We start from the raw sequence: 12,758 nt of genomic DNA, 5'->3' as shown, positions 1-12,758 counted from the left end.
GAACTTGTTCGCACCTTCCCTAACAGTGTGCGCCACAAAGTGCCAGCTTTTTGGCATTTGCGGTTTTAGATAACGAATAGCCACCAGCGCATTGAGTACCAGCTCCGCTTTTTGCTCTTTGGCTAAATCCAGATCACGGCATTTTTCTTCAAAAGAAAAATAAAGCGCGGCATCATCAACACAAAAACCGGACGGAGAGAATGCATCGGGTGTGAGCATTTTGCGCGCAAAACGCGAACGAAATAACATGCCATTGGCTAAATCGAGCATCATACGATCGTGCTCTTCATCATAATACCAGCGCCAGTTATCGTCGGGTTTAATTCGCATCAGTATCTCTCCATTCCTTAATCATCGTCGTTACGACAGTATCCTTTTGCCGCTTCGTTTATTGCCCTAATAATAAAAGCTCAGAATGTTTAAATAAGCAACAGTAAAGGAATATAAAACAACCAGGGCCAGAAATAAAGCCCTGGTTTGTGATTAAGGTAGTATTCAGATATTGGTGATGATTTCTTTAATCAACGGCGGGCCTTTAAAAATAAAGCCTGAATAAATCTGAACCAGGGAAGCCCCTGCGGCTATTTTCTCACGCGCAGCGATGACTGAGTCGATACCGCCAACCCCGATAATCGGCAGTTGCCCTTTTAATTCCCGGGACAACATACGAATAATTTCGGTGCTTTTTAATTGTAACGGTCGACCACTCAGGCCACCCATTTGATCGCAATTTTTCATTCCCTGTACCAGGGAGCGATCGAGCGTGGTGTTGGTGGCAATGACGCCATCAATATTATGGCGAACTAAACTGTCGGCTACCTGGATCAGTTCTTCTTCAGAAAGATCCGGGGCGATCTTTACCGCCACCGGAACATATTTATGGTGGATCGCCTGGAGATCGTTTTGCTTATTTTTAATTGCCGTCAGCAAATCATCCAGCGCTTCGCCGTATTGCAGCGTGCGTAACCCTGGCGTATTAGGTGAGGAAATATTAATCGCAATATAGCCAGCATAAGCATAGACTTTTTCCATACAAATCAGATAGTCATCTTTGCCGTTTTCTACCGGAGTATCTTTATTCTTACCAATATTAATGCCGAGAATGCCGTCAAAATGTGATTTCTTAACGTTCTCTACCAGGTTATCAACGCCCAGATTATTGAAGCCCATGCGGTTGATCAAACCTTCTGCGTCAACCAGACGGAAAAGACGTGGCTTATCATTACCCGATTGAGGACGTGGCGTCACGGTGCCTATCTCAATTGAGCCGAACCCCATTGCACCGAGTGCATCAATGCACTCCCCGTCTTTATCCAGCCCGGCGGCAAGACCGAGCGGATTCTTAAACGTCAGCTCCATGCAGGTCACCGGTTTTGCCGGTACTTTCTGGCGGACAAGCGCTTCGAGCGGCGTGCCCGTAATGCGACGTAATTGCTGGAATGTCAATTCATGAGCGCGCTCTGGATCGAGCTGAAAAAGGGCTTTACGAACGAAGGGGTAGTACATGAACTCTCCTGGATTCCCGGTGTGCAAACCGGGGGCGTATTATGTGCGATCGTGAACAAAAAGGGAATTGACCTGCGGCAATAAAACGCAAACGTTTTCTTTCTTCTCCTCCTTTTATGCAGTTTTCAGCTTTTCTATCCCGCATAAATCATTTCGATAAACAAAATCTCTCTGCCAGACTGCACAAATTGTTATCAATGTTAAATAAAAACGAATGTTTGGTTATAAGGAGAGAATATAAATATGCGCGTTATCACTCTGGCGGGTAGCCCACGCTTCCCCTCTCGCTCCAGCGCCCTACTGGAATATGCGCGAGAAAAACTGCATGGACAGGATGTCGAGGTCTATCACTGGAATCTGCACAATTTTGAGCCCGAGGATCTGATCTATGCGCGCTTCGACAGTCCGGCACTGAAGACGTTTATCGAACAGTTGCAGGATGCAGACGGACTGATTGTCGCCACGCCGGTCTACAAAGCGGCCTATTCCGGCGCATTGAAAACCTTGCTTGACCTGCTCCCCGAACGTGCACTGGAAGGCAAAGTCGTGTTGCCACTGGCCACCGGTGGCACCGTGGCACATTTACTGGCCGTCGATTACGCCCTGAAACCAGTACTCAGCGCACTGAAGGCCCAGGAGATCCTGCACGGCGTTTTCGCCGATGATTCGCAGGTTATTGATTATCAACATAAGCCGCAGTTTACGCCGAACCTGCAATTACGCCTGGACAATGCACTCGAGACCTTTTGGCAGGCGTTGCAGCGTCGTGATGTCCAATTTGTGCATGTGAACACGCTGCGGGGTACCGCCCATGCTTAATTTACTCAAACGCCATACATCGTGGCTAGCTCTGACCGGACTGCTGTCTTTATCCACGCTGGTTCACGCCGCAGAGACCGCGCCAGACGCCCTGCGCATTGGCTATCAGAAAGGCAGCGTCAGCATGGTGATGGCTAAAAGCCATCAGTTGCTGGAAAAACGCTACCCGCAAACAAAAATCTCCTGGGTAGAGTTCCCAGCCGGCCCGCAAATGCTGGAGGCGCTCAATATCGGCAGCATCGATCTGGGCAGCACTGGTGATATCCCGCCGATTTTTGCTCAGGCCGCCGGGGCCGATCTGGTCTATGTCGGCGTCGAACCGCCAAAACCGCATGCGGAAGTGATTTTGGTACCGAAAGACAGCCCCATCCACACCGTCGCAGAGCTTAAAGGGCATAAAGTCGCCTTCCAGAAAGGCTCCAGCGCGCACAATCTGCTGTTGAGGGCCCTGCAGCAGGCCGGGTTGAAGTTTACCGATATCCAGGCCACCTATCTGACGCCCGCCGATGCGCGTGCCGCTTTCCAACAGGGGAATGTGGATGCATGGGCAATTTGGGACCCTTACTACTCCGCCGCCTTGCTGCAGGGTGATGTACGCGTACTCAAAGACGGTACCGACCTTAAACAGACCGGATCGTTTTATCTCGCCGCACGCCCTTATGCCGAGAAAAACAGCGCATTTATTCCTGGCGTGCTGGACACCTTCAGCCAGGCCGATTCCTTAACACTCAGCCAACGCCAGCAGAGCATCACCCTGTTGGCGAAAACGATGGGGCTACCTGAGCCGGTCATAGCGTCCTATCTGGACCATCGCCCGCCAACCTCCATTACGCCCGTCAGTGCTTCTGTTGCCGCATTGCAGCAACAAACTGCCGATCTGTTTTATGACAATCGGCTGGTGCCGAAAAAAATCGACATTCGCCAGCGAATCTGGCAACCCACTCAGCAGACAGGAGCAAAATTATGAGTCTGAACATGTTCTGGTTTTTACCCACGCACGGTGACGGTCATTATCTGGGAACAGAAGAAGGTGCACGCCCGGTCGATCATGGTTATCTGCAACAAATCGCGCAAACGGCCGACCGCCTGGGATTTACCGGGGTACTGATCCCGACAGGCCGCTCCTGTGAAGATGCCTGGCTGGTTGCCGCCTCAATGATCCCGGTCACCCAGCGGTTAAAATTTCTGGTCGCGCTGCGCCCCAGCGTGACGTCCCCCACGGTGGCGGCACGCCAGGCGGCGACGCTCGACAGACTGTCCAACGGTCGGGCGCTGTTTAATCTGGTAACCGGCAGCGATCCACAAGAGTTAGCAGGTGATGGTGTTTTTCTCGATCACACTGAGCGTTATGAAGCCTCCGCTGAATTTACCCAGGTATGGCGACGCTTGCTACAGGGCGACACCGTGGATTTTAACGGTAAACACATTCACGTCCGTGGAGCAAAACTCTTTTTCCCGCCCGTGCAACAACCCCATCCGCCACTGTACTTCGGCGGGTCTTCCGACGTCGCGCAGGAACTGGCCGCAGAGCAGGTTGATCTCTACCTGACCTGGGGTGAGCCGCCCGACTTGGTGAAAGAAAAGATAGAGCAAGTACGGGCAAAAGCAGCAGCGCTTGGGCGTAAGATCCGTTTTGGCATTCGCCTGCACGTGATTGTGCGCGAAACCACCGCAGAGGCATGGCAGGCAGCGGATCGCCTGATTGCCCATCTGGATGATGACACCATTGCCAAAGCCCAGGCGGCTTTCGCCAGAACCGACTCTGTGGGCCAGCACCGAATGGCGGCGCTGCACAACGGCAAGCGCGACCAACTGGAAATTAGCCCGAACTTGTGGGCGGGCGTTGGACTGGTACGTGGCGGGGCCGGGACCGCACTGGTGGGGGATGGTCCAACGGTGGCGGCACGGATTAATGAGTATGCCGCGCTAGGTATCGACAGCTTTGTGTTGTCCGGGTATCCACATCTGGAAGAGGCGTACAAGGTCGGCGAGCTACTGTTCCCGCATCTGGATGTCTCGATCCCAGAAATACCGCAGCCGCAACGCCTGCATCAACAAGGTGAAGCCGTGGCGAACGAATTTATTCCGCGTAGCGTCGCGCAACGCTAAGGAGCCCGATGATGACAACGCCGCAAAATAAGTGGTTACTACGCTTTGCTCCGTGGTTTTTACCGATTGGTCTGGTGGCGCTCTGGCAGCTGGCATCATCCATGGGCTGGCTGTCCACCCGCATCCTGCCCTCTCCAGAAGGTGTAGTAGAAGCTTTCTGGACGCTTTCCGTCAGCGGCGAGCTTTGGCAGCATCTGGCGATCAGCACCTGGCGGGCAGCGATCGGCTTTTCTATTGGCGGATCGATTGGCCTGACGTTGGGGCTGATAAGCGGCCTGTCACGCTGGGGGGAACGGTTGCTGGACACCTCGGTGCAGATGCTGCGTAACATACCGCATCTGGCGCTGATCCCTCTGGTCATTTTGTGGTTCGGTATTGATGAATCCGCCAAGATCTTTCTCGTTGCCCTGGGTACCTTGTTCCCGATTTACATCAATACCTGGCACGGGATCCGCAATATCGATCGCGGGCTGGTGGAAATGGCTCGCAGCTATGGGTTATCCGGTATTTCACTGTTTATCCATGTGATCCTGCCCGGCGCTCTGCCCTCGATCATGGTCGGCGTACGTTTTTCCCTTGGGCTGATGTGGCTGACGCTTATCGTGGCGGAAACCATTTCAGCGAACGCTGGCATCGGCTACCTGGCAATGAATGCCCGCGAATTTCTGCAAACGGATGTGGTCGTGGTGGCCATCATTCTCTACGCCCTGCTCGGCAAGTTGGCCGACATCAGCGCGCAACTACTGGAACGTAGCTGGCTACGCTGGAACCCGGCTTACCATGCGAAGGAGGTCACCGTATGAATACCACGCGTTTAAATCAGGGAATTCCGCTACTGCTAAGCGGCGTAACAAAACGCTACGGCGCCAATACGGTGCTCAATCAGCTAGATTTGCCTGTTCCAGCGGGGCAATTTGTTGCCGTGGTGGGCCGCAGCGGTGGCGGGAAAAGTACCCTGCTGCGTCTGCTGGCCGGTCTGGAATCGCCCACCTCAGGGGAAATGTTCGCCGGCACCGCGCCGCTGGCAGATATTCAGCATGATACGCGAATGATGTTTCAGGACGCACGCCTGCTGCCGTGGAAATCAGTCATTGATAACGTAGGACTGGGCCTTAATGGCCACTGGCAAGATGCAGCCCGGGATGCGCTGACGTCTGTTGGGCTGGAAAATCGGGCGCAGGAATGGCCTGCCGCCCTTTCCGGTGGGCAAAAACAGCGCGTGGCGCTGGCACGGGCACTGATTCATCGTCCCGGATTACTGTTGCTGGATGAACCACTGGGCGCGCTGGATGCGTTAACCCGTCTGGAAATGCAAGATTTGATTGTCTCGCTGTGGCAAAAGCAGGGATTTACCGTACTGCTGGTCACCCATGATGTCAGCGAAGCGGTGGCGATGGCCGATCGCGTGTTGCTGATTGAAGATGGAAAAATTGGTCTGGATTTGACGGTAGATATTCCACGTCCACGCCGACCAGGTTCAGTGCGCCTGGCAGAACTGGAAGCAGAAGTATTGAATCGGGTGATGCAGCGTGGCGAGGCAGAACAGTCAATCCGACTGCATGGATAAACATTCAGGACATTGTAGGCCCGGTAAGCGTTTGAGCCACCGGGCATTTTGCCGGATGGCGGCTTTACCGCCTTCTCCGGCCTACAAAACGACAGGTCAACGTCTCAGGCTAACGCTTTGGTTATCTTCTCGAACAGATCGCCGGACAGATTCTCCAGACCTTTCAGTTGCTCGAGCGCCGCACGCATCTTCGCCTGGCGTTTGGCATCATAACGTTTCAAGCGGATCAGCGGCTCAATCAGACGTGAGGCCACCTGCGGGTTACGGCTGTTCAGCTCGGTCAGCATGTCGACCAGGAACTGATAACCGCTACCGTCTTCCGCATGGAACGCCGCCGGGTTGCTGCCCGCGAAAGCGCCAATCAAAGAACGAATACGGTTCGGGTTGCTCATGCTAAAGGAACGATGCTGCAACAGGTCGCGTACCGTTTCCAGCACGTTGTCCGCCGGGCTGGTGGATTGCAGGATAAACCATTTATCCATCACCAGACCGTCATGATGCCACTTGTCGTCATACGCCTGCATCAGCGCATCGCGACACGGCAACTGCGCCGCTACCGCCGCAGACAGGGCCGCCAGCGCATCAGTCATGTTATTGGCTTCACGGTACTGCTTGCTCACCAGGGTATCTGCCAGATGCGTTTCGCCGAAAGCCAGGAAACGCAGACAAGCATTACGCAGCGTGCGTTTGCCAATATCGCCATGTTCAACGCGGTATTCTGCAAGATGGTTGGCGTTATACACGGCCAGGAACTCATCTGCCAGTTCGGCAGCCAGCGTACGGGTTAACGCCTCGCGCACGTCGGTAATCGCCACTGGATCGATAATCTCAAACAGCTCGGCAATTTCATTCGCCGAAGGCAGCGTCAGGATTTCTGCCGCCAGCGCCGGATCGATTTTCTCATCCAACAAAATGGCACGGAACGCATCAGCCACGTGCACCGGCAGCGACAGCGGTTGCCCTTGCTGATGGCGAGCAACGTTCAGCTTGATATAGGTGGCCAACAGGCTTTGCGCCGCATCCCAACGAGAGAAATCGTTACGCGCGTGACGCATCAGGAAGGTTAACTGCTGATCGCTCCATTTATATTCCAGTTTTACCGGTGCAGAGAATTCGCACAGCAGCGCCGGAACCGGCTGGAAGTAGACGTTATCAAAGACAAAGGTTTGTTCCGCCTGGGTGACGTTGAGCACAGAATTCACCGGATGCCCGCCTTTTTGCAACGGGATCACTTTGCCTTCGTTGTCGTACAACTCAATGGCAAAAGGAATATGCAGCGGCAGTTTTTCTGCCTGATCCGGTGTAGCCGGCGTACGTTGGCTTATCGTCAGCGTGTACTGTTCGGTGGCCGGGTTATAGTCATCACGTACGGTCACAATCGGCGTACCGGACTGACTGTACCAACGGCGGAAATGCGAGAGATCGACGTTAGACGCATCTTCCATCGCCTGCACGAAATCATCACAGGTCGCTGCGCTGCCATCATGGCGCTCAAAATAGAGCTGCATTCCCTTCTGGAAATTCGCTTCACCCAGCAGGGTGTGGATCATCCGGATCACTTCTGCGCCCTTTTCGTACACGGTCAGGGTATAGAAGTTGTTCATCTCAATGACACTATCCGGGCGGATAGGATGCGCCATCGGGCTGGCGTCTTCGGCAAACTGCAGACCGCGCATGGTACGCACGTTGCTGATCCGATTAACGGCACGAGAGCCAAGGTCGGAGCTAAACTCCTGGTCGCGGAACACGGTTAAGCCTTCTTTCAGGCTCAACTGGAACCAGTCGCGGCAGGTCACACGGTTGCCGGTCCAGTTGTGGAAGTATTCGTGGCCGATCACGCGCTCAATATCGAGGTAATCTTTGTCGGTGGCGGTATCGGTACGCGCCAGCACGTATTTGGAGTTAAAGATGTTCAGACCTTTATTCTCCATCGCGCCCATATTAAAGAAGTCCACCGCGACAATCATGTAGATATCGAGGTCATACTCAAGGCCAAAACGCTCTTCATCCCACTTCATAGAATTTTTCAGCGAGGTCATCGCCCACGGTGCGCGATCCAGATTGCCGCGGTCGACGTACAGCTCTAACGCCACTTCTCGCCCGGAACGGGTGGTAAAGGTGTCACTCAGAACATCGAAATCACCGGCTACCAGGGCAAACAGATAGCATGGTTTCGGGAACGGATCCTGCCACTGTACCCAGTGACGACCGTTGTCCAGCTCGCCCTGAGCAATGCGGTTACCGTTAGACAGCAGGAACGGATAGCGGGTTTTATCGGCGATAATTTTAGTGGTAAACCGTGCCAGCACGTCAGGACGGTCGAGATACCAGGTAATATGGCGGAAACCCTCCGCTTCGCACTGCGTGCACAGCGCTTCGCCGGACTGATACAGGCCTTCCAGTGCGGTATTCGTCGCCGGACTGATTTCATTCACGATACGCAGCGTAAAACGTTCCGGCAGGTGGCTGATGACCAGCGCCCCTTCTTCTTCTTTATACTCTGTCCACGGTTCGTCGTTCACGTGGATTGACACCAGGGTCAGATCCTCGCCATTCAGGCGCAGAGGGGCATCAGACGCACCATAACGGACAGCCTGGCTCACGGCAGTGACCACGGTTTTTTCAGCATCCAGGTCAAAGGTCAAATCAATATCAGTAATCTGGTAATCCGGCGCACGGTAGTCGTGGCGGTATTTGGCTTGTGGCTGTTGTGTCATAAAAAACCTTTAGCATCTATGGTAGAGTCTCGGGTTCAGTCTATTCCTGTTGCGTAAATCGCGCTACGCAGAATGTTCATCTTTTCAGGCACAAACACCCTTTTTGCTACATTTATATAACACGAGGCACGAATTGCCCTCGACCAGAAAGTCAGCTTATGGTGTGATCGGGGTTCAATAAATCGCTAAACAGGGTATACTCCAGCGGTTTTCTTAGTTGTTTATTGTACTAAACGCTCCCGTGAGAGGATGCTACTGCGCACCTATGACACAATTCGCTTCTCCTGTTCTGCACTCGCTGCTGGATACAGATGCTTATAAGTTGCATATGCAGCAAGCCGTTTTTCACCACTACTATGATGTACAAGTAGCGGCTGAATTTCGTTGCCGTGGCGATGACCTGCTCGGTATTTATGCCGATTCTATTCGCGAGCAGGTGAATGCTATGCAGCACCTGCAACTGCAGGAGGACGAGTACCAGTGGCTCTCCGGCCTGCCTTTCTTTAAAGCTGATTACCTCAGCTGGCTTCGCGATTTCCGCTATAACCCGCAGCAGGTATGCATCACCAACGATAACGGTAAGCTGAATATTCGTTTAACCGGCCCGTGGCGTGAAGTCATCATGTGGGAAGTCCCGCTGCTGGCAGTGATTAGCGAGCTGGTGCACCGCTACCGTTCGCCAGAAGTTGGGGTGCCGCAGGCGCTGGATGAACTGGAAGGCAAACTAGTCGAATTCTCTGCTTTAACGAAAGATGTCGATATGTCCCGCTTCCATCTGATGGATTTTGGTACGCGCCGTCGTTTTTCTCGTGACGTGCAGCAGGCGATTGTTAAACGTCTCCAGCAAGAGCCATGGTTTGTGGGCACCAGTAACTACGATCTCGCCCGCCGCCTGTCATTAACTCCAATGGGGACTCAGGCACACGAATGGTTCCAGGCTCATCAACAAATTAGCCCTGAACTTGCCACCAGTCAGCGCGTCGCACTTGCCGCCTGGTTGCACGAGTACCCTAATCAACTCGGCATTGCGCTGACCGATTGCATCACCATGGACGCCTTTTTACGCGATTTCGGCGTTGAGTTTGCGACCCGCTATCAGGGTCTGCGCCATGACTCTGGCGATCCGCTGGAATGGGGTGAAAAAGCCATCGCGCATTACGAGAAATTGGGTATCGATCCACTGAGCAAAACGCTGGTGTTCTCCGATAATCTCGATTTGAAGAAAGCAATCGAACTGTATTGCCACTTCTCTTCTCGCGTGCAGCTGAGTTTTGGGATTGGCACGCGCTTAACCTGCAATATTCCTCAGGTCAAGCCGCTGAATATCGTTATCAAGCTGGTCGAATGCAACGGCAAACCGGTGGCGAAGTTGTCCGACAGCCCGGGTAAAACCATTTGCCATGATAAAGCGTTTGTCCGCGCGCTGCGCAAAGCCTTCGATCTTCCGCATATCAAAAAAGCCAGTTAATCTCTCCAGGGAGTCGTTTCGACTCCCTTTTCGCGTTTATTTCCGAAATCTTTCACTCCAGCTACGAATTCTGCTTGTCTGATTGCAGATGCCAGGTAACATAGGTATCCCCCCCATTTACGGGTGGACATGTGTTTATATATCCGACTATTAACAGAGAGACTATTATGAGCGTAGTGCCTGTAGCCGACGTACTCCAGGGCCGCGTAGCCGTTGACAGCGAAGTCACCGTGCGCGGATGGGTGCGTACCCGCCGAGATTCAAAAGCTGGCATCTCCTTCCTCGCCGTTTATGACGGTTCCTGCTTTGATCCTGTACAGGCCGTCATCAATAATTCTCTGCCCAATTACAATCAAGACGTATTACGTCTGACGACGGGCTGCTCGGTTATCGTAACGGGTAAAGTCGTTGCGTCTCCAGGACAGGGACAGAACTTTGAAATCCAGGCAACCGAAGTTGAAGTGACCGGCTGGGTTGACGATCCTGATACCTACCCAATGGCCGCTAAACGTCACAGCATTGAGTACCTGCGTGAAGTGGCGCATATGCGTCCGCGCACCAACATGATTGGTGCAGTCGCGCGCGTTCGTCATACGCTGGCGCAAGCGCTGCATCGCTTCTTCCACGAGCAGGGTTTCTTCTGGGTATCCACTCCGCTGATCACCGCTTCCGATACCGAAGGCGCCGGTGAAATGTTCCGCGTTTCAACGCTGGATCTGGAAAACCTGCCGCGTAACGATCAGGGTAAAGTCGATTTCGATAAAGACTTCTTTGGTAAAGAAGCGTTCCTGACCGTTTCAGGTCAGCTGAACGGCGAAACCTACGCCTGTGCCCTGTCCAAAATCTATACCTTTGGACCGACCTTCCGTGCAGAAAACTCCAATACCAGCCGCCACCTGGCTGAGTTCTGGATGCTGGAGCCGGAAGTTGCGTTTGCCGATCTGAACGATGTTGCGGGTCTGGCTGAAGCCATGCTGAAGTACGCGTTCAAAGCCGTACTGAATGAGCGTGCAGATGACATGAAATTCTTCGCTGAACGTGTCGACAAAGACGCGATTTCACGCCTGGAGCGTTTCATTGAGGCTGACTTCGCGCAGGTGGATTACACCGACGCGGTAAGCATTCTGGAAAACTGCGGTAAAAAGTTCGAGAACCCGGTTTACTGGGGCGTGGACCTGTCTTCCGAGCATGAACGTTACCTCGCGGAAGAGCACTTTAAAGCGCCGGTAGTGGTTAAAAATTACCCGAAAGACATTAAAGCGTTTTATATGCGCCTTAACGAAGACGGTAAAACCGTCGCGGCAATGGACGTACTTGCTCCAGGAATCGGTGAGATCATCGGTGGTTCCCAGCGTGAAGAACGTCTGGACGTGCTGGATGCGCGTATGCTGGAGATGGGGCTGAACAAAGAAGATTACTGGTGGTATCGCGATCTGCGCCGCTACGGCACCGTTCCGCATTCTGGTTTCGGTCTGGGCTTTGAACGTCTGATAGCCTACGTTACTGGCGTACAAAACGTGCGTGATGTTATTCCGTTCCCGCGTACACCGCGTAACGCCAGCTTCTGATCCTGAATGATTCTGCCAAAGGCCAGCATTGCTGGCCTTTTTTATATCCATCGCCCATACACCGTTTTTTCACTTAAGACAGACTCGCCATTCTCCCTGAATACAACCTCTTACTCCATTTGTCCTGTTACGTAATGTTTCTCTGCAATACATATGAACAAAAAATAATCAGCCCTTTTATTGTGGATTAGCATTTCCTGATTAAATAGACCATTTTTTAACCACTCGCATGGCATTCTGGATGGCTAAAAATAGTCAACTGTAAAAATCGAACTTTACATTATTCGCACAGAAAAACGCCGTTATGATAATTAAATATAAGAAAATCATATAAATAGAAATGAAAGTGCTGTTTTTTAGCGCGGAGACAACTGAAGTTTGAAGTTGTTCACAAAGTTGCATAAAAATAACATTTGGTTACACATTTTTTCTTTTTGAAACCAAATCTTTATCTTTGTAGCACTTTGACGGTAGCGAAACGGTTGTTTGAATGGAAAGATGCCTGTCAGACACATAAAGACACCAAACTCTCATCAATAGTTCCGTAAATTTTGATTGACGGAATTTATTGGCGGCAGTGGCAGGTGTCATATAAAAACCGATGAGGGTAATAAATAATGATGAAGCGCAATATTCTGGCAGTGGTTATCCCTGCTCTGCTGGTAGCCGGGGCAGCTAACGCTGCAGAAGTTTATAACAAAGATGGCAACAAGCTGGATCTGTACGGTAAAACCGTGGGTCTGCACTATTTTACTGACAACGCTGGTGACGATGGCGATCAGACTTATGCTCGTCTTGGTTTCAAAGGGGAAACTCAGATTAATGCCGATCTGACTGGTTACGGTCAGTGGGAATACAACTTTGCCGGTAACAATTCTGAAGGCGGCAGTGACGCTCAGAACGGCAACAAAACCCGTCTGGCCTTTGCGGGTCTGAAATATGGCGACGCAGGTTCTTTCGATTACGGTCGTAACTACGGTATCGTTTACGATGCACTGGGCTAC

Annotated in this window: 10 protein-coding genes and 1 pseudogene; 8 read left to right on the top strand and 3 right to left on the bottom strand. The window is 52.4% G+C overall.

What is annotated here, in order from left to right:
- Both zapC and pyrD read right to left on the bottom strand, forming a co-directional pair.
- Positions 1–330, bottom strand: a pseudogene (gene zapC, locus FDW95_RS13910) (cell division protein ZapC); the annotation flags it as partial.
- 165 nt (positions 331–495) lie between these two features.
- The gene (pyrD, locus tag FDW95_RS13905) at positions 496–1,506 is read right to left on the bottom strand and encodes a quinone-dependent dihydroorotate dehydrogenase (protein ID WP_115258924.1); all 1,011 of its coding nucleotides are present in this window, start codon (positions 1,504–1,506) and stop codon (positions 496–498) included.
- A 243-nt stretch (positions 1,507–1,749) separates the two neighbouring features.
- On the opposite strand from pyrD, the gene ssuE reads away from it, so the two are divergent.
- From ssuE to ssuB, 5 genes are read left to right on the top strand one after another with little or no spacing between them, the layout of a single operon-like run.
- Positions 1,750–2,325, top strand: coding sequence for an NADPH-dependent FMN reductase (ssuE, locus tag FDW95_RS13895; RefSeq protein ID WP_115258925.1), 576 nt, complete (start codon positions 1,750–1,752; stop codon positions 2,323–2,325).
- Positions 2,318–3,292, top strand: a complete 975-nt coding sequence (locus FDW95_RS13890; RefSeq protein ID WP_115258926.1) for a sulfonate ABC transporter substrate-binding protein — start codon at positions 2,318–2,320, stop codon at positions 3,290–3,292. Before ssuE ends, FDW95_RS13890 begins: the two co-directional genes overlap by 8 nt.
- Positions 3,289–4,434: an FMNH2-dependent alkanesulfonate monooxygenase gene (ssuD, locus tag FDW95_RS13885; RefSeq protein WP_115258927.1), complete on the top strand. Its 1,146-nt coding sequence runs from the start codon at positions 3,289–3,291 to the stop codon at positions 4,432–4,434. Before FDW95_RS13890 ends, ssuD begins: the two co-directional genes overlap by 4 nt.
- A gap of 11 nt (positions 4,435–4,445) precedes the next feature.
- Positions 4,446–5,237, top strand: coding sequence for an aliphatic sulfonate ABC transporter permease SsuC (gene ssuC / locus FDW95_RS13880; protein WP_137363528.1), 792 nt, complete (start codon positions 4,446–4,448; stop codon positions 5,235–5,237).
- On the top strand, positions 5,234–6,001 hold the full coding sequence (ssuB, locus tag FDW95_RS13875) for an aliphatic sulfonates ABC transporter ATP-binding protein (RefSeq protein WP_115258929.1): 768 nt from the start codon (positions 5,234–5,236) through the stop codon (positions 5,999–6,001). The genes ssuC and ssuB overlap by 4 nt, the downstream gene beginning before the upstream one ends.
- A gap of 104 nt (positions 6,002–6,105) precedes the next feature.
- On the opposite strand, the gene pepN is transcribed toward ssuB, so the two are convergent.
- A complete protein-coding gene (gene pepN / locus FDW95_RS13870; protein WP_115258930.1) occupies positions 6,106–8,718 on the bottom strand; it encodes an aminopeptidase N in 2,613 nt (870 codons plus the stop codon).
- Between the two features lie 265 nt (positions 8,719–8,983).
- Here pepN and pncB point away from each other — a divergent pair, with 265 nt between their 5' ends.
- The 3 genes from pncB to FDW95_RS23845 form a co-directional block, all read left to right on the top strand.
- Positions 8,984–10,186 carry a nicotinate phosphoribosyltransferase gene (gene pncB / locus FDW95_RS13865; protein ID WP_115258931.1) on the top strand — a complete coding sequence of 401 codons (1,203 nt, stop codon included), beginning with the start codon at positions 8,984–8,986 and terminating at the stop codon, positions 10,184–10,186.
- Between the two features lie 167 nt (positions 10,187–10,353).
- The gene (asnS, locus tag FDW95_RS13860; RefSeq protein WP_115258932.1) at positions 10,354–11,754 is read left to right on the top strand and encodes an asparagine--tRNA ligase; all 1,401 of its coding nucleotides are present in this window, start codon (positions 10,354–10,356) and stop codon (positions 11,752–11,754) included.
- A 617-nt stretch (positions 11,755–12,371) separates the two neighbouring features.
- Positions 12,372–12,758 (top strand): porin (locus FDW95_RS23845; RefSeq protein WP_249359095.1); only part of this gene is annotated, 387 nt, incomplete at its 3' end.

Source organism: Citrobacter sp. wls718, from assembly GCF_005280945.1.
GTDB lineage: Bacteria > Pseudomonadota > Gammaproteobacteria > Enterobacterales > Enterobacteriaceae > Citrobacter > Citrobacter gillenii.
Note: the sequence above shows the minus strand (reverse complement) of the source record. Positions and strands in the feature narration are given on the sequence as shown.